Source organism: Phaeovulum sp. W22_SRMD_FR3, assembly GCF_052113705.1.
Taxonomy (GTDB): Bacteria; Pseudomonadota; Alphaproteobacteria; order Rhodobacterales; family Rhodobacteraceae; genus JBGQOG01.
Genome location: NZ_JBGQOG010000001.1, coordinates 106,160 through 122,862 on the forward strand (window position 1 = coordinate 106,160; position 16,703 = coordinate 122,862).

At 65.9% G+C, this 16,703-nt stretch carries 14 protein-coding genes; 1 reads left to right on the forward strand and 13 read right to left on the reverse strand.

Annotated elements, in window-relative coordinates; all coding sequences use genetic code 11:
• Positions 1-13 precede the first annotated feature (13 nt).
• From ACEN2S_RS00490 to mgtE, 5 genes are all read right to left on the reverse strand, one after another.
• Positions 14-1,792, reverse strand: coding sequence for an SLC13 family permease (locus tag ACEN2S_RS00490; RefSeq protein ID WP_441860939.1), 1,779 nt, complete (start codon positions 1,790-1,792; stop codon positions 14-16).
• A 12-nt stretch (positions 1,793-1,804) separates the two neighbouring features.
• A complete protein-coding gene (locus ACEN2S_RS00495; RefSeq protein ID WP_441860941.1) occupies positions 1,805-2,839 on the reverse strand; it encodes a DMT family transporter in 1,035 nt (344 codons plus the stop codon).
• The gene (locus tag ACEN2S_RS00500) at positions 2,836-3,690 is read right to left on the reverse strand and encodes a TIGR00282 family metallophosphoesterase (protein ID WP_441860942.1); all 855 of its coding nucleotides are present in this window, start codon (positions 3,688-3,690) and stop codon (positions 2,836-2,838) included. Before ACEN2S_RS00500 ends, ACEN2S_RS00495 begins: the two co-directional genes overlap by 4 nt.
• A 232-nt stretch (positions 3,691-3,922) precedes the next feature.
• A complete protein-coding gene (locus tag ACEN2S_RS00505; protein WP_441860944.1) occupies positions 3,923-4,486 on the reverse strand; it encodes a 5-formyltetrahydrofolate cyclo-ligase in 564 nt (187 codons plus the stop codon).
• A complete protein-coding gene (mgtE, locus tag ACEN2S_RS00510; RefSeq protein WP_441860947.1) occupies positions 4,483-5,880 on the reverse strand; it encodes a magnesium transporter in 1,398 nt (465 codons plus the stop codon). Before mgtE ends, ACEN2S_RS00505 begins: the two co-directional genes overlap by 4 nt.
• A 117-nt stretch (positions 5,881-5,997) precedes the next feature.
• Here mgtE and guaD point away from each other — a divergent pair, with 117 nt between their 5' ends.
• Positions 5,998-7,293, forward strand: coding sequence for a guanine deaminase (gene guaD / locus ACEN2S_RS00515; protein ID WP_441860950.1), 1,296 nt, complete (start codon positions 5,998-6,000; stop codon positions 7,291-7,293).
• Positions 7,294-7,883: 590 nt separating this feature from the next.
• Here guaD and ACEN2S_RS00520 read toward each other — a convergent pair.
• The 8 genes from ACEN2S_RS00520 to ACEN2S_RS00555 form a co-directional block, all read right to left on the reverse strand.
• Positions 7,884-9,641, reverse strand: coding sequence for a hypothetical protein (locus ACEN2S_RS00520; protein ID WP_441860953.1), 1,758 nt, complete (start codon positions 9,639-9,641; stop codon positions 7,884-7,886).
• Positions 9,642-9,646: 5 nt separating this feature from the next.
• Positions 9,647-10,720 carry a protein-glutamate methylesterase/protein-glutamine glutaminase gene (locus ACEN2S_RS00525; RefSeq protein WP_441861814.1) on the reverse strand — a complete coding sequence of 358 codons (1,074 nt, stop codon included), beginning with the start codon at positions 10,718-10,720 and terminating at the stop codon, positions 9,647-9,649.
• A 77-nt stretch (positions 10,721-10,797) separates the two neighbouring features.
• Positions 10,798-11,718, reverse strand: a complete 921-nt coding sequence (locus ACEN2S_RS00530; RefSeq protein WP_441860956.1) for a CheR family methyltransferase — start codon at positions 11,716-11,718, stop codon at positions 10,798-10,800.
• The gene (locus ACEN2S_RS00535; RefSeq protein ID WP_441860959.1) at positions 11,715-12,221 is read right to left on the reverse strand and encodes a chemotaxis protein CheW; all 507 of its coding nucleotides are present in this window, start codon (positions 12,219-12,221) and stop codon (positions 11,715-11,717) included. Before ACEN2S_RS00535 ends, ACEN2S_RS00530 begins: the two co-directional genes overlap by 4 nt.
• Positions 12,218-13,879 (reverse strand): methyl-accepting chemotaxis protein, encoded by a 1,662-nt coding sequence (locus tag ACEN2S_RS00540; RefSeq protein ID WP_441860962.1) that lies wholly within the window; start codon positions 13,877-13,879, stop codon positions 12,218-12,220. The genes ACEN2S_RS00535 and ACEN2S_RS00540 overlap by 4 nt, the downstream gene beginning before the upstream one ends.
• A 3-nt stretch (positions 13,880-13,882) precedes the next feature.
• Positions 13,883-14,353 (reverse strand): chemotaxis protein CheW, encoded by a 471-nt coding sequence (locus ACEN2S_RS00545; protein ID WP_441860965.1) that lies wholly within the window; start codon positions 14,351-14,353, stop codon positions 13,883-13,885.
• Complete coding sequence (locus tag ACEN2S_RS00550) at positions 14,350-16,335, reverse strand: chemotaxis protein CheA (protein WP_441860967.1); 1,986 nt, start codon at positions 16,333-16,335, stop codon at positions 14,350-14,352. The genes ACEN2S_RS00545 and ACEN2S_RS00550 overlap by 4 nt, the downstream gene beginning before the upstream one ends.
• Positions 16,332-16,700, reverse strand: coding sequence for a response regulator (locus tag ACEN2S_RS00555; protein WP_441860970.1), 369 nt, complete (start codon positions 16,698-16,700; stop codon positions 16,332-16,334). Before ACEN2S_RS00555 ends, ACEN2S_RS00550 begins: the two co-directional genes overlap by 4 nt.
• Positions 16,701-16,703: the final 3 nt, after the last annotated feature.

The window sequence follows — 16,703 nt, forward strand, 5'->3', positions numbered from 1 at the left end:
GAGAGATATCGTCTCAGAGCGGCCAAAGCCACGGAATCACCAGGCAAGCGGTCAGCGCCAGGATGATGTTCAGCGGCACCCCGACCTTGAGGTAGTCGGTGAAGCGGTAGCCGCCCGGGCCATAGACCAGCATGTTCGTCTGATAGCCGATCGGCGTGGCGAAGGAGGCTGAGGCCGCGAACATCACCGCCACCACGAAGGGGCGCGCGTCATAGCCCAGCGCCCCGGCCAGCTCGATCCCGATCGGGGTCACGATCACTGCCACCGCATTGTTCGAGACCACCTCGGTCAGGAAGGAGGACAAAGCATAGACCGCGAGGATGGCCAGCACCGGCGGCAACCCCATCAGATGCGGCGAAATGACATCCACGATCAGCTTGACCGCGCCCGAACTGTCCAGCGCCGCGCCCACGACGAGCATGGCAAAGATCAGCGCCAGCAACTGCCCCTCGACGAAGCTGAAGGCCTCATCGGCATCAATGCAGCGGGTGATCAGGATGATCGCCACGGCAATGGTGGCGAGATACAGGATCGGCGCCAGATCAAAGGCGGCCAGCACCACCACCGCCAAAAGCGACAGCACGGCAATCGGCGCATGGGCGCGGCGGTAGGCCTGCACCCGCGGCTTGGTCACATCGACCAGATCCATATCGGCGGCAAGGCGGGCGATGTCCTCGGCCGCGCCCTCCAGCAGCAGCGTGTCGCCCACCACCACCACCAGATCATCGAGCTGACGGCCGATGTTCTGGTTGCGGCGGTGCGCGGCCAGCACATAGACCCCATAGCGGCGGCGCAGGCGCAATTCGCCCAGAGAGCGGCCGATCATCCGGCAGCCCGGCGAGATCAGCACCTCCACCGTCTCGGTCTGCACCGAGCTCAGCTTGTCCACCATCCGCAGATTGGGGTTTTGCTGCATCCCCAAAAGCTCTTCCATCTCGGTGCGCAGCACCACGCGGTCGCCCGCCTGCAGCACCGCCGAGGCCAGATCGCGCCGCAAGCTGGCATCGCCGCGCAAGACGTCGATCAGCCGCACGCCGTCGCGGCGGAACAGATCCACCTCCAGCACCGGCTGGCCGATCAGGCTGGAATCCTCGGGCAGCGCCACTTCGGTGAAGAATTTCAGCCGCCGCTTGTCGCCCAGGAGCATCCCCATCGACGAGCGGTTCGGCAGCAGTTTGCGCCCGAGGATCAGCATATAGGCGCCGCCGACGAAACACTGGATCAGCCCCATGCCCGAAATCTCGAACATGGTGAAAGGCGCCAGCCCGCGGTCCCGCGCCACCCCGTCCACGAGCAGGTTGGTCGAGGTGCCGATCAGCGTCACCGTGCCCCCGAGAATGGCGGCATAAGACAGCGGAATCAGCAGCTTGGAGGCAGAAATGCCCAGACGGCGCGCGATGGTCATCATCACCGGCATCATCATCACGACGACGGGTGTGTTGTTTAGAAAGGCCGAAGCCGCCGCGATCAGCGCAAAGATGGCCAGAACCGTCACCACTGGATTGTTGTCGATATGCGCCTCGGCCTGGCGGGTCATCCAGTCGAGCGCCCCGGTGCGCACCAGCGCGCCCATGATCAGGAACATCATGGTGATCGTCCAGGGCGCGGTGTTCGACAGCACTTTCACCGCATCATCATAGCTGACGATCCCGAGCAGCAGCACCACCGCCGCACCGCCAATGGCGATCACCTCGGTGGGATATTTCTCGCGCGCAAACAGCACGAGCATGGTCACGACGACCAGCAGGGTAATGACGGCCTGCGTGGTCTGGTCGAGGGCAAGATCAATCATGAATGGAATCCGTCAATGCGTTGGGCCCATATTATCCGGCCCCGGTTCGGCCACAAGCGCGAGGGTGGTTTTCGGTGGTGCGGATGCCGCAGCGTTGCGCGGTTGCACAAGAATGAGGCCGCAAAATATGACCGCCATGGCCCCCCAAAAAACCGGGGCAAAGCGTTCGCCCAACAGCACCATGGCCCAGTAGACGCCAAAGCCGGTCACCAGATAGGAAACCTGCGCCGCAAAGACCGCTCCGGCTTTGCCGATCAGCCACAGATAGCCGACATAGGCCGCCAGCGAGATCAGCGCCGAGCCGACAAGGGCCAGCGGTGCCAGCGCCGCGCCGCCCGTCGCCTGCGGCAGATCGAGCGGCCAGAGGAACACGCCGCGCATCAGCGCCAGCGGGCCGGAGATCAGCGCCGAAATCAGCGAGGCGCCCGCCACCATCTGTGCCGCGCCCAAAAGGCCCGGCGCCAGAACATTGGCCCCCAGCGGGGTTTGCGCCAGACGCGCGACGCCATTGCCCTCCACCGCATAGCTGAGCGGGGCGATCAGCGCCAAGCCCACCGCGAGGCCAAGCCCCGGTCCGCCCGCCTGCGCCCCCAGGCTGCCCGGCCAGAGGATCAGCGCCACGCCGATGAGGCCGGAAACGAGGCCCAGAAGCCGCGCCGGGCTGGCCCGGTCGGTGCCGAGCATCAGCGCGAGCGGCAGGGCAAACAGCGGCACCAGCGAAATGCAGAGCGAAACCACCCCCGAGGGCAGGAACCGTGCCGCCGTGGTTGAGGCCACGCCCGGAAGGACCGAGCCGAAAAGCGCCACGAAAAGATAGAGAAGCCATGCCGCGCGGTGCCGGGGCAGCCCGCCAAAGCGCGCCAGAACCGGCAACAGGACCACGAGGTCAATCACCGCTTGCCAAAAGACGATCCCGAGATCGCGGTAGCCCGCGGTGACCATGATCTTGGACATCGGGGTCGCCAGACCCCAGGCCGCGCCCAGGCCGATCAGCACCGCGAACGGCAAAAGCCGCGCCGCAACCTGACCCGGCGCGGCCGGTATCATCCCGCGGCTCCGCTGCGCGCGGCACCATCCGTGCGGGCGGCGGGGCCTGCCTGTTGCAGCCGCCCGCCCTGCCGCACCATCTCGATCTTTTTGGCCAGACCGGTGCGGTCATCGGTTTCGACATAAAGGCCCGAGAGCGTCGCCTCACCCGCCGCGGGCGTGAAACGGTCACGTGCCATGCCGGTGATGAAACGGCGCATCGGCTCGGCCTTGTCCATGCCGATCACCGAATTATAGTCGCCGCACATGCCCGCATCGGTCAGATAGGCTGTGCCCCCGGGCAGGATCTGCGCATCGCCCGTCGGCACATGGGTGTGGGTGCCCACGACCATGCTGGCGCGGCCATCGCACCAATGGCCCATCGCCATTTTCTCGCTGGTGGCTTCGCAATGCATGTCGACAAAGCTGGCCTGCACGAGGCCGCCGAGCGGATGGCTGCGCAACACCGCGTCAATGGCCGAGAACGGATCGTCAAAGGGGCGTTTCATGAAAACCTGCCCCAGAACCTGGGTGATCAGGATCTTGCGCCCGCGCGCATCCGCATAAACCCGCGCGCCTTTGCCCGGGGCCTCCTTGGCAAAGTTCAGCGGGCGCAACACGCGCGGCTCGGTCTCGATAAAGCGCAGCATGTCTTTTTGATCAAAGGCATGGTCGCCGAGCGTGACGCAATCTGCGCCCGCGGCCAATATGCCTTTGGCATGATCGGGGGTGAGCCCCATGCCGGAGGAGGCGTTTTCGCCATTCACCACGACAAAATCGAGGCCCCAATCGGTGCGCAGCCTGGGCAGCCGCTCCGTGATCGCCGCGCGGCCCGCGCGGCCCATGACATCGCCAAGAAAGAGTATTTTCATGGGCAAAGCCATAGGGCTTGGGCCGCAAAAGGGCAAGAGTGCAGGCAGCGGCGTGATCGGGCAGTGGCCCGGGTGTTGGGGCCCGGGTGTTGGGGGCCGGGGTGTTGGGGCCCGGGCGTTGGGGCCGGGTCTGGGCTGTGCCGCGGGGGGAGACGCAAGAGGGGGGCGCTGCCCCCCGGGCCTGAGGTCCCCTCAGGCCGCCCCCCGGGATATTTTGGATCAGGCAAAGGGGTCAGCGGGGCGCGAAGCTGCCTTGGTCGGTGACGATCAGGTCGAGGGGTTGGTCGGTGGGTTCGGTGGGCACCTGCGGCATTTCCTGCGCGGCATAGGCAAAGCCGATGGCGGTGATCGGGCCTCTGGCCCGCAAGGCCTCAAGCGTGCGGTCGTAAAAGCCGCCGCCGTACCCGAGACGGTAGCCGCGCGCGTCAAAGGCCAGAAGCGGCACGATCAGGACGCGCGGGGTCAGCCAGGCGCCGGTTTCGGGGATCAGCGCGCCGAAATCGCCGGGCACCATGGCGCAATCAGGGCGCCAGGCGCGAAAGGCCAGTGCTTGTGCCGGACCAAGGATCACCGGCACAGAGACCGGGCCCGCGTGGCGCGCCATCACGGGCAGCGGGTCGATTTCCGTGCGGATCGGCATGTATCCGGCAAGGATCTCGCCCGCGAAAGGCACCAGCACCGCCTCAAGATGTGCAAGCGCCGCGCCCGGTCCCGCCGCATGCGCCGCTTTGCGGGCGGCGAAGGCCGCGCGGCGGGCCTCGGCTTTGTCGGGGGAGGCGGCGGGCAGCGCCGTCACAGCAGGATCACCGTGGCGAGACCGAGGAAGGTGAGAAAGCCCACCACATCGGTCAGCGTCGTCACGAAAGTGCCCGAGGCCAGCGCCGGGTCCAGATCCAGCCGGTCCAGCGTCAGCGGCACCAGAACCCCGCCCAAAGCCGCGACGATCAGGTTGATCACCATCGCCATGCCCAACACCAGACCCAGCAGGAACGAGCCATAGGCGGCATAGCCCACAATCGTCATCATCACCGCGAAACCCAGACCGTTGATCAGGCCCACCAGCCCCTCGCGCAGCACAACCCGCCCCGCGTTGCTTTCGGTCAGGCTTTTGGTCGCCAGCGCCCGCACCGCCACCGCCAGCGATTGCGTGCCCGCATTGCCGCCCATCGAGGCAACGATGGGCATCAGCGCCGCCAGCGCCACGATATGTTCAATCGTGCCCGAGAACCACGAGATCACCCAGGCCGCCAGATTGGCGGTGATCAGGTTCACGAAAAGCCAGGGCGCGCGTTGCCGCACGGTTTCCAAGACCCCGTCCGAGAGCGAGCTTTCCTCGCCCACCCCGGCCAGACGCAGGATGTCTTCCTCGTGCTCTTCATCCAGCACGGCCATGGCGTCGTCGATGGTGATCACGCCCACCAGCCGCTCATCGCCATCCACCACCGGGGCGGAGATCAGGTGATATTGGTTGAAGGCATAGGCCACATCGCCCTCTTCCTGAAACACCGAGACTGTGCGGAAACTGTCCTCGACAATATCCTTGAGGGGCACGTCGCGGCGCGCGGACAGAAGTTTGCCCAAAGTGACATAGCCGATCGGATGCCAGCGCGGATCAATGAGGATCACATGGTAGAACTGATCGGGCAGCCAGTCTTCGTTGCGCAGGAAATCAATGGTTTCCCCCACGGTCCAATGTTCCGGCGCGGTCACCACCTCGCGCTGCATCAGACGGCCGGCGGAATATTCCGGATAGGCCAGCGATTGCTCGACCGCCGCCCGGTCGCTGTCTTCCAGCGCGTCCAGAATGGCCTCTTGCTGCGGCTCTTCCAGATCCTCGATCAGGTTGACGACGTCATCCGAATCCAGCTCGCGGACCGCATCGGCCAGCACTTTGGCGGGCAGCGCCTCGATCACCTCTTCGCGGATCGATTCGTCAATCTCGGTCAGGATCTCGCCGTCGATCTGGTCACCCCAGATCGCGATCAGCGCGCGGCGCTCGTGGCTGTTGATCTGCTCCAGAACGTCTGCAATATCGGCGGCGTGCAGCGGCGCGAACAGTTCATCAAGGCGCGCGCGATCCCCGGCTTCGACCGCCTGAAGAAGCTGATCGACCAGATCGGCATCCAGGCCGTAATCCACTTCCTCGCGATCGGTCTCTTCTGCCCGGTCTTCCGCCCTGAGTTCCGCCATGCTGACTCCCGTCTCTTTGCGCGCACCTTATCGCAGGGTGTCGTCAGGGAACAGAGGCCGGGGCGATTTACCTTGCTGCGACGCGGCGCTAGCATAGGCACAACCACAGGAGATGTCATGGCAGAGCTATTGATCGGGCAAGTCCTCGCGTATCACGGCGATCCTTTCGTGGAAGGGACCGGCGCGGCGCGGCATATGACGCGGGGCGGCGTGCTGGTCGAGGGCGGCAAGATCCGCGCGACGGGCGCGGCCGATGACCTGCGCGCGGCGCATCCAGAGGCCCGTGTGCATGATTATGGTCAGGCGCTGATTTCGGCGGGCTTTGTTGATGCGCATGTGCATTTCCCGCAGACCGCGATCATCGCCAGCTGGGGCAAGCGGCTGATCGACTGGCTGAACAGCTATACATTCCCCGAGGAAACCCGTTTTGCCGATCCGGCCTATGCGGCCGAGATTGCCGGGCGCTATTTCGATTTGGCGCTGGCGCATGGCACCACCTCGATGTGCTCCTATGCCACGATCCACCCCGCCTCGGTCGATGCGTTCTTCGGCGAGGCGCAGCGCCGGGGCCTCCGCGCCTTTGCGGGCCGCACCTGCATGGACCGCAACGCCCCCGACGGGCTGCGCGACACCGCGCAAACCGCCTATGACGAAAGCCGCGCGCTCCTGACAAAATGGCATGGGGTGGACCGGCTGTCTTATGTGATCACACCGCGCTTCTCGCCCACCTCGACGCCCGAACAGCTCTCGGCTCTGGGCGCGCTTTGGGCCGAGAACCCGTCTTGTCTCATGCAGACGCATCTGAGCGAGCAGACGGATGAAATTGCTTGGGTCAAGGGGCTCTACCCGGCAGCGCGGGATTATCTCGACACCTATGAGATGCACGGCCTTCTGGGCACGAACGGCGTTTACGGCCATGCGATCCATCTGGAGCCGCGCGAAAAGGACCGGTTGCGGGAAGTCGGCGCGGCACTGGTTCATTGCCCCACCTCGAACACCTTCATCGGCTCGGGCATTTTCGACATGGCGGGGCTGAAGGCGGCGGGTCAGGTGGTGGGATTGGCCACGGACACCGGCGGCGGTTCCTCCTTTTCGATGCTGCGGACAATGGCGGCGGCCTATGAGCTGGGGCAGCTGAACGGCGCCGCGCTGCATCCGGCGCAATTGTGGTGGCTGGCGACGCAAGGCTCGGCGCAGGCGCTGCGGGTTGCGGACAGGATCGGCAATCTGGCGCCGGGGATGGAGGCGGATATCGTGGTGATCGATCTCGCCTCGACCCCGGTGATCGCCCAGCGCGCCGCCCGCGCCGAAGACATCTGGGAGGCGATTTTCCCGACGATCATGATGGGCGATGACCGCGCTGTCGCAGCCGTGTGGATCGGCGGCAAACAGGCCGTGGCGCGCGCGGACTGAGAGCCGGAAAAACCAATCGCCTGTACATCTGAAGGCAAAAGCCTGCGAAGGGGCCGTCATTGCCCTCAGCGCTCCCACTGCGCAGATTATTTTCTTAATATTTCATATGGTTATCAACCCGGAGTCCCGCAGCAACCAGCCCCCCCCCGCGCGGCAGAATTTCCCGGCAGCCGGGCGCGGGGCAACACCGGGGGGCGTCGAGATGGCGGGTCAGGTCATCCCGGGGGCATTCGCCAGGCGACGCCCGGCTTGCGAAGGCGGATGACATGCGCATGAAACGCCGCTCCATCCGCCCCGGTCATCATGATACGGCCCTTGAGCCCCCGGGCGCGTGGGTGCCGTGACGGGGTCACGTGCCGCAGAACCAGCGCACCGTCCGTGATGCCCTGCCCGCCCGGCACCGGGCCCCGGCATTCGCGCAAGAACCGCCCCGGTGCCGGGGGCAGAAACCCCGTCGCATGCGGCTGCCCGGTCCCCGTCACCCCCGAGGCGGCAAGGCTTCACCGCCGTCCGCGGGGCAGATCGCGGATCGGACAGGGCAAACGCCGCCCGCCCGGGGTCTATTCCCCCCGCAGGTGCGCGCGGTGCGATCAGAAGAAGACATCATCCACAGAGGCATCGCCCGCAGCGGCAGTCGGTGCTGCGGCAGCCGGCGCAGGCTCCGGGGCCGCAAGCCCCAGCCGTGCCAGAAAATCACTGTGACACCGCCGCTCCGCCGCCATCGTATAAAGCGACTGAACCTTTTGCAGCTCCCGCAGCCCGGCGGCAAGATGCTCGGGCGTGCAGGGCACTGCGGCATCCACCACCTCGGCCAAAAGCAGCGCCGCCTGATCAACCTGCGCGGCATGATCGGCCAGCGCGCCGGTGGTGATATCCCACTGCCGGGCGTTCTCAACCGTCGCGATGCTGCCAAAGGCCTCGGCCAGACGCGCCATCACCCGCTGCACATGATGCAGATCCTCGACCATCTGCGCCGCCGTTGCCTCGAGCCGGTCAAACGGCGTCTGCGCCGCTTCGGCCAGTTGCGCGGTGGCGCTGCCTGCGGCCAGATCCATCCGCTTGAGGCTGGCATAGATCTTGTCAAAACGCCCCGAGATCGCCCCGGCCAGCTCGCGCAGCTGCACCGAAATTTCCTTGAGCGCATGGCCCTCGGTGCCCAGATTGGCGCAGGAAATCACCGCGTTGATGCCGATCATCCGCATCTGTTCCTCAACCGTGCGCATGCCCGCAACCACGCCCGACAAATGCGCCAGACCTTGCGACAATTCGGCAGCCTGCCCGGCCAGACGCAGCCGCGCGCGGCGGCATTCTTCCGTGCTGTGCTGCAGATCGCGGATCTTGCTCAACAGACCATTTTCGCGTTTGCAGGCCCGCACCGCCTCGCTCAGGCTGCTGTCGCGGCCCAGAAATCCCGCGATCTGCCCCCGCGCCTGCGCCAGACTGCCCCCGATCTGCGCCAGACCCTGCGCATGATCGGCGCGGCAATCCTCCAGCTGATCGCTGACCAGCATCAGCAGAACCGTTTGCACCGCACCAGAGGTCCCGGTCATGCTGCGCGACACGATCTCGAGAATATGCTCCAGACGCTGCCGGGTGGTGTCGCCGATCTGCAATCCGGCCGCCGCCGCCGACAAGGTTGCGCGCAGCTTTTGCGACGCGCCCGACAGATCGCGGCCCTCGCGGTGCATGTTCTGGGTGACCGACTGCATCTCGATCAGATCGCCGCCCAGCCCCTGCACCACCGGCGGCAGGGACTGATCCAGCATGCGGTGCAAAACCTCGCCCACGCCGCGCGCCTGATCCGCCGTCGCCACCATGTCAACGACGGCCTCCTGCATCTCCCACAGGATATTGGCCGCTTTCGCCACCAGCTCCGAGGCGCTTTTGGTAAAGACCTCCAGCCCGGAATGCCGCCCGGTCAGGGCCGCGACCGTCACCCGGGCGTTCAGCGCAACGATGGTCATCGTGCGCACGATGCGCGCCATGTCACCGACCTCGGCCTGCAGCTGATGCGCGGTGGTGCCCAGCTCGCCGACCCAGGTGATCCCCGTGGTCAGCGCTGTGGTCAGCTCGGACATCGCCAGATCCAGCGTACCGACATTCTGCGCCAGGGTGCTGATTTGCCCCGCATCAACCAGATTGCCAAAATCCAGCAAGGGCTCTTCGATGCAATCGAACTGCGCCGTCAGGTTGACCAGATCACGCCCCGCGCTCAGAAACACCAGTTCGGTGCGGCCATGCACATTCTGCAACTGCTGCGACAGCGCGCGCAGGTCCGGTCCGCCCGATTGCGGCGCGGCCCAGACCCCGGGCGCGGCAAATTGCGTGCGGTGAAGCGGGTTATTCATAGGCTTCAGCTCCGATTCTGGGCATGTTGTTCCGCAAAGGCCATGATTTCCGCCGCCATGCGTGTCAGCGGCACCGACCGGTCGACGCCGCCATGATCCACCGCTTCGCGCGGCATGCCATAGACCACACAGCTGGCCTCATCCTGCGCGAGGGTCTGCGCCCCGGCGGCTTTCATCTCGGCCATGCAGCGCGCGCCATCATCGCCCATGCCGGTCAGAATGATCCCCAGCGCATTGCCCGCCGCCGCCTGTGCCGTGGCGCGGAACAGAACATCGACCGAGGGGCGGTGGCGGCTGACACAGGGCCCCTCCACCACCGACACGCGGTAGCCCTGCCCCGAGCGGCGCAAGAGCAGATGGTGATTGCCCGGCGCGATCAGCGCCAGACCCTGGCGCACGGCTTCGCCATCCACCGCCTCGCGCACGGTGATCGCGCAGAGCGTGTCGAGCCGGTTGGCAAAGGCGCGGGTGAAATTCTCCGGCATGTGCTGCACCACGACGATCCCCGGCGCATCGGCGGGCAGCGCCTGCAACACCTCGCGCAGCGCCTCGGTGCCACCGGTCGAGGCGCCGATGGCAACGACGGGCTGCGCATGCGGCAGCCGGCGCGGCGTGGTGGCGGGCAAGATCGCATCGGCGGTCAGTTTTTCGCCCGGCGCCATGCTGGCGGGGCCGCGGGCGCCCGCGCGCATCCGTCTGGATTGCGCGGCGGCGCGGATGGCATCACCGATGCGCATCGCGGCCTCGCGGCGGGCGGGGATACTGTCGAGCCGCGGCTTGGCCAGGACCTCGGCCGCGCCATATTCCAGCGCGCGGATGCTGGCATCCGAGCCGCTGCCGGTATGGCTGGAACAGACGACGACCGGCAAGGGCCGCTGCGCCATGATCTTGCGCAGAAAGGTCAGCCCATCCATCCGCGGCAGTTCGAGATCCAGAAGCATCACATCGGGCAGCTCATCGCGCATCCGCTCAACGGCGGCGAAAGCATCGGGCACGGCGGCCAGCAGCTCCAGCCCCGGATCCTCAGAGATGATCGAGGAAAAGGCCGCGCGGATCGAGGCGGAATCGTCCACGATCATCACCCGGAGCGGCGCGCTGCCTGAGGCGGCGCCAGAGGGGGTTGTTGCACAGGTCGCAACACGGGCAGCGGGCATCGTCAACTCCTGACAAAGACCGCCGGGGCGATCTGGGTGAAACGCGCATCGCGCACGACCATCGATTCCGAATGGCCGACAAAAAAGTGCCCACCGCGCACCAGATGATCCGCCATCGCCCCAATCACCTTTGCCTGGTCCTCGGGGCCGAAATAGATCAGCACGTTGCGCAGAAAAATCACGTCGAGATCCCGGTCTATCGGGTAATTGGTTTCCATCAGATTGAGACGTTGAAACTGCGTGCGCCGCCGCAGTTCCGGCACGATGCGCCAGCTGCCCGCCTGTTGCCCCTCACCGCGCATCAAAAACTGCTCGCGCAGGGCGGGCGGGACCGGGGCCACGGTCTCGGTGCTGTACACGGCAGTGCGGGCCTGACGCAAAACTTCCGTATTGATATCAGTACCTAAGACACCCCAGCCAAAGCCCGGGGTCGCCTCTGCAAAGAGCTGGCTGACCATGGCCATCGTATAGGCCTCGGCCCCGGTCGAGGCCGCCGCACTCCAGATCTTCGTCATGCCGCCGGTGGTGCGGTGCCGCTGATGGGCGGCGGGCAGAACGGTCTTGGCCAGAATCTCAAAATGACTGATTTCCCGAAAGAAATCGGTCTTGTTGGTGGTGACCGCGTCAAAGATCACGTCCCGCTCGGCCTCCAGCCCGCCTTCGGCAAAAAGATGCTGAAAATAGTCCTGAACCGTCGCATAGCCGAGGTTGATCATCCGGCGGCGCAGGCGGCTTTCCACCATCAGCTGTTTGGTCGGCGGCAGTTTGACCCCGATTTCAGTGCGCACCAGATCGGCAAAGCGACCATAGAGCGCGCGGGCATCGGCGCGCGCGCCCCGCTCTTCCCGGCCCAAGGCAGGCGCCGGGGTGCCCCGCTCCTCCCGGTCAAAGGGGGGAACGGCGAAGGGCTGCGCGGCGGTCATGCGACCGACTTTTGCGGCAAACCGGCGGCCCGGCCCATGCCGTCGGCCTGCGCCAGCGTCGCACCGTCAAACATCCGGTCCAGATCGAGCACGGTGACAAAATCGCCGTTGCGGCGGCCGATCCCGGCCACGAGACGCTCATCCCAGTTCAGCATCTTCGCCTCGGCCAGGGGGGCAATCACCCCGTCATCCAGCATGGTCACTTCGATCACCCGGTCGGCCCGCAGGCCGATCACCGCCCGGCGCTCGGGCGTCTGCACCCAGAGAACCAGAATCCGCGAACTATCGATGTCATCGATCACCTCGCAGCCCAGCAGCGCCCGCAGATCGACCACCGCCACGCCATCACCGCGCACGTCGATGACGCCGAGGAGATGCCGGGGGGCCTGCGGCAGACGTGCAATCCGCCGCTGGTCCAGGATTTCCATCACGCGGGTGACCGGGACGGCGAAGAGATCTTCGCCGATCGCCAATGTCACCACCTGCCCCAGACGCTCGGTCATGCTGCGCGGTCCTTGCCCCCACGGGCGGAGCGGAAGAACTGCATGTCCAGCTCGTCTTCCGCCTCGGCGATGTTGAAGTCAAACCCGCCGCCGCGCGGACCCGATTTCGCGGGTTTCTTGCGGGCCGCCGGTTTCGGGCTGGCGCTGCGGGCCACGCCTTGACCGCTGGCGCTGACGCGGAAAAAGCCGATCGCCGCCTGCAATTGCTCGGCCTGGCTGGCCAGCTCTTCCGCAGTCGAGGACATTTCCTCGGAGGCCGAGGTGTTCTCCTGCGTCACCTTGTCCAGCTGCTGAATCGCCATATTGACCTGCGCCGCGCCGGTCGCCTGCTCCTGGCTCGCGTTCGAGATTTCGGCCACGAGTTGCGAGGTGCGCTCGATATCGGGCACCAGACCATCAAGCATCGTGCCCGCGGCCTGTGCGGCGCGCACCGTGTTGCCCGACAGCGCCGAGATTTCGCCCGCCGCGGACTGGCTGCGCTCCGCCAGCTTGCGCACTTCCGAGGCGACCACGGCAAAGCCACGGCCATGTTCCCCGGCGCGGGCCGCTTCCACGGCGGCATTCAGCGCGAGAAGGTCGGTCTGGCGGGCGATTTCCTGCACCACCATGATCTTCTCGGCAATGGTCTGCATCGCCTCCACCGCACGCGCCACGGCCTGACCGCTTTCGCGGGCATCGGTGGCCGATTTGCGGGCCATCTTTTCGGTCTGTGCGGCATTCTCGGCGCTTTGACGGATGTTCGCCGCCATCTGCTCCATCGAGGCCGAGGCCTCTTCGGTCGAGCTGGCTTGCTCCGCCGCGCCCTGGCTCAGCTGCTCGGAGGTGGCCGACATTTCTTCCGACCCGGAGGCTACGTTGCGGGCGGCGCTGGCGACATCACCCACCACCTCGCGCAGTTTCTCGACCATGCCATTCAGGTCGCGCAGAAGATCGGTGACCTCATCATTGCCGCTGAGCTGCGCGGTTTCGGTCAGATCGCCCGAGGCGACAGTGCGCGAGAGGGAAATGGCGCGCTTCAGGCCGCGGGCAATCGACAAGATGATCCAGGCCGCCGCGATGGCGCCCAGAACCGACGCACCAATCACCAGAGAGATCAACAGCGTGCGGGCATTGGCGTAGATCACGTCAGTTTCCACGGCGGCTTTCGCCATGCTGTCAGTGTTGCGGCTGACGATGCTGTTCAGCGTCGCTTCAACTTCCAGCCATTTGGCCCGGCCTTCGCTTTGCAACAGCTCGACGGCACGCGGCAACTGCCCCGTGCTGCTCAGTGATATCACCCGTTCGTTGATGGCCCGCAGCTCAGAGGTTTGGCGTTCGTAGGTCGCCAGATCCGCCTGCCCCGCTTCGGTCGCAATGGCCTTCAGCGCGGTGACCAATTCGGTCACCTTGGCGCGATCGGTTTCAATCCGCGCTTCGACGGTTCGGCGGTCATCGATGTTGTTCAGCAACAAGGCTTCGCGCACATCGCGCTGCACCCGCAACTGCATGCCTGCAATTTCTTGCGACAGGTTCACCCTTACGGCATCGCCATCCGCCAGCGCGTTGACCTCCGTGTTCAGGGCCCCAAGGTTGTTGATGGCAATGAACTGGCTGCCCGCCGACATCAGAATCAGCAGGGCAAAAGTGACCACAAGTTTCAGTTTGATCGTCAGCCGCATGGCTCAGTTTCCTTCTTCGAGTGCCGTCGCGGCTGCGCCTTGCGCGGCACCGGACATGAAAATCTTTTCAAGGTCGGGCAAGGCGACGAATTCGCCATGCCATTTGCCAATGCCGAGCAGGAATTCCGGCGGCCAGCGCACCCCGACACCGGGGATGGCATCGAGTTTCGACATGTCCATTTCGGTCACATCGAGGACTTTATCGGCGAGGATCGCCACCGTGCCGGTCCCGCTGGCCAGCGGCACGTCCAGAACCAGCATCCGCGTGTCTTCGGTGGCGGGTTCGGGCTGCATGCCTAGTGCCACCCGCAGATCGGCCAACGGCACCACCGCGCCACGCACATTGATCAGGCCGGGCGCAAAGGGCCCCGCCTGCGGCACCCGCGTCACCGGCACCGGCTCTAGGATTTCGCGCAAACATTCGGCGGGCAGCGCCATCATCTCGCCGCCCAGTCTGAGGGTTACCACGTTCATGCCACGGCCCTTTCTGGGCGGCCAAAGACCGATCCCGCATGCCGGGCCCGCTCTTCGCGCGCGCGGCCATAATCCACCAGTTGCGAGACATCGAGGATGAGCGCCACGCTCCCATCTCCCAGAATGGTCGCGCCGGAAAAGCATTTCAGATGTGCGTGCAGCTGGCTGAGCTGCTTGATCACCGTCTGGCTGTTCGAGACGATGCGGTCGACAACGAGCCCGACGCGCGCCCCGCCCGAAGAGACGATCACCACCTTCTGGAACTCCGGCGCCGCGCCCGGCGTCTCAAAGAGGTCACGCAGACGGACAAAGGGCACCATCGCGCCGCGGATGTTCAGCAGGCTGGCAGAGCTGCCCGCCACCGCATGTTGCTCCGGCAGTTCGACGCATTCCTCAATCGCCGCCAGCGGCAGCGAGTAATGCTCGCCCCCCACCTCGATCAACAGCCCGTCAATGATCGCCAGCGTCAGCGGCAGGCGCAGGGTGACCGTGGTGCCATGCCCGGGCTCCGAGCTAAGCTCGATCTGCCCGCGCAGACCGCTGATCGTGCGTTTGACCACATCCATGCCGACACCGCGCCCCGAAAGCTCGGTCACCGTCTTGGCGGTGGAAAAGCCGGGCTCAAAGATCAGGCGCAGCAGATCACTTTCGGGCAGTTGCGCATCGGCGGCGATCAGGCCCCCCTCAATCGCCCGCGCCCGGATCCGCTCGGCATTCAGGCCGCGGCCATCATCGCGCACGCTGATCAGCACCTCGGCCCCGGAATAGGTCGCCGAGAGCTCGATCGTCCCCGCCTCGGGTTTCCCGGCGGTTCTGCGGGCCTCCATGGTTTCCAGCCCGTGGTCGATGGAATTGCGCAGGATATGCACCAAAGGATCGGCGAGCATCTCGATCACGGTCTTGTCGAGTTCCGTCTCGGCCCCCGTGGTCACGAAATTCAGCGGCTTGCCCAGCGTCTCCGACAGATCGCGCATCAGGCGGCGGAAGCGCCCGAAGATCGAGCCGATGGGCACCATGCGGATCGACATCGTGGTGTCGCGCATCCCCGCCGCCAGCCGCTGAATATCTTCGGCCACCGCCAGAAGCGCCGGATCGCGGCGGCTGTAGGCCAGCGAGGACAGCCGCGCCTCGGCGATCACCAATTCGCCCACCCGGTCCATCAGCTCGTCCAGCCGCTCGGTCGGCACGCGGATCGTGTTCCCCGCCGCCGCCGTGCCGGACGCGGCCACCGAAGCCTCCGGGTCGTCGGCCGGGTCAGGTTGCCGCGTCACGACGGCATCTTGCGCTTGCGCATCCATTTGCCGGGCCAGCGGTGTAACGGTCAGCTCCATATCGTCGCGCAGGAACAGGAAAACCTCATCCACCGCCGCTTCGGAAACCGCGCCGCGCAGGGTGACCTCCCAGCCCATCCAGCAATCTTGCGGGTCCAGCTGCGGCAGCGGCGGCACGCGGTCGACCAGCGAACGGACCGGCACCTCGCCCACACCCTGATCGAGCGCGCGCAACTCCTCCAGCAGAAGCAATGGGTTGCAGCCCAGCCGCATGCAATCCACCGGCAGGTAGAACCGCAGATGCAGCCCTTCCACGACCGGCTCAGCCGTCGCCGACTTTTGCCCCAGCGCCGCCGCCAGTTCTGCCAGAAGGCCATCGCTGGCCGCCCGCGCCGAAACCGGATCCGCGATCAGCGCGGTGATCTGGTCGCAGGCGCGCAACGCCACGGCAATCAGCGCCGGGGTTGCCTGCACCTCGCCCTGACGCAGGCGGTCAAAGGCGGTCTCGAAATCATGCACGAAACGCGCCAGATCGGTAAAGCCGAACATCGCGCCCGAGCCTTTGACCGTGTGCATGTCGCGGAAGATCGCGTTGATCAGCTCGGCACTCTGCGGGGCCTGCTCGAGGTCCAACAGACCCCGTTCCAGCGCCGCGACCAGTTCGGCCGCCTCTTGCCGAAACAGATCCGTACTTTCATCCACCGCACTCATGCGCCGACCATTTTGCGCACCACGGCCAGAAGCTGCGCCTGATCAAAGGGCTTCACCATCCAGCCGGTGGCACCCGCCGCCTTGGCCTGCGCCTTCAGTTCGGCGTGGGATTCCGTCGACAAAAACACGATCGGCACGCCCAGCGCCGCCCGCGTCTCGCGATAGCGGCGGATAAAGCCGATGCCGTCCAGACGCGGCATGTTCTGGTCGGTCAGGATCGCATCCACCGGCCCCTCGCTGGCTTTGAGCAGCGCATCCTCGCCATCTACCGCCTCAATCACGCGGTAGCCCGCCCCGGTCAGGGTCAAGCGCACCATCTGCCGGACCGAGGGGGAATCATCCACGGCCAGAATCGTTTTCGTCATTGG

What these genes read in the sequence shown, in the direction of transcription:
- ACEN2S_RS00490 (WP_441860939.1), bottom strand. Translation starts at nt 1,792, where the DNA reads ATGATTGATCTTGCCCTCGACCAGACCACGCAGGCCGTCATTACCCTG.
- ACEN2S_RS00495 (WP_441860941.1), bottom strand. Translation starts at nt 2,839, where the DNA reads ATGATACCGGCCGCGCCGGGTCAGGTTGCGGCGCGGCTTTTGCCGTTC.
- ACEN2S_RS00500 (WP_441860942.1), bottom strand. Translation starts at nt 3,690, where the DNA reads ATGAAAATACTCTTTCTTGGCGATGTCATGGGCCGCGCGGGCCGCGCG.
- mgtE (WP_441860947.1), bottom strand. Translation starts at nt 5,880, where the DNA reads ATGGCGGAACTCAGGGCGGAAGACCGGGCAGAAGAGACCGATCGCGAG.
- guaD (WP_441860950.1), top strand. Translation starts at nt 5,998, where the DNA reads ATGGCAGAGCTATTGATCGGGCAAGTCCTCGCGTATCACGGCGATCCT.
- ACEN2S_RS00520 (WP_441860953.1), bottom strand. Translation starts at nt 9,641, where the DNA reads ATGAATAACCCGCTTCACCGCACGCAATTTGCCGCGCCCGGGGTCTGG.
- ACEN2S_RS00525 (WP_441861814.1), bottom strand. Translation starts at nt 10,720, where the DNA reads ATGATCGTGGACGATTCCGCCTCGATCCGCGCGGCCTTTTCCTCGATC.
- ACEN2S_RS00530 (WP_441860956.1), bottom strand. Translation starts at nt 11,718, where the DNA reads ATGACCGCCGCGCAGCCCTTCGCCGTTCCCCCCTTTGACCGGGAGGAG.
- ACEN2S_RS00535 (WP_441860959.1), bottom strand. Translation starts at nt 12,221, where the DNA reads ATGACCGAGCGTCTGGGGCAGGTGGTGACATTGGCGATCGGCGAAGAT.
- ACEN2S_RS00540 (WP_441860962.1), bottom strand. Translation starts at nt 13,879, where the DNA reads ATGCGGCTGACGATCAAACTGAAACTTGTGGTCACTTTTGCCCTGCTG.
- ACEN2S_RS00545 (WP_441860965.1), bottom strand. Translation starts at nt 14,353, where the DNA reads ATGAACGTGGTAACCCTCAGACTGGGCGGCGAGATGATGGCGCTGCCC.
- ACEN2S_RS00550 (WP_441860967.1), bottom strand. Translation starts at nt 16,335, where the DNA reads ATGAGTGCGGTGGATGAAAGTACGGATCTGTTTCGGCAAGAGGCGGCC.
- ACEN2S_RS00555 (WP_441860970.1), bottom strand. Translation starts at nt 16,700, where the DNA reads ATGACGAAAACGATTCTGGCCGTGGATGATTCCCCCTCGGTCCGGCAG.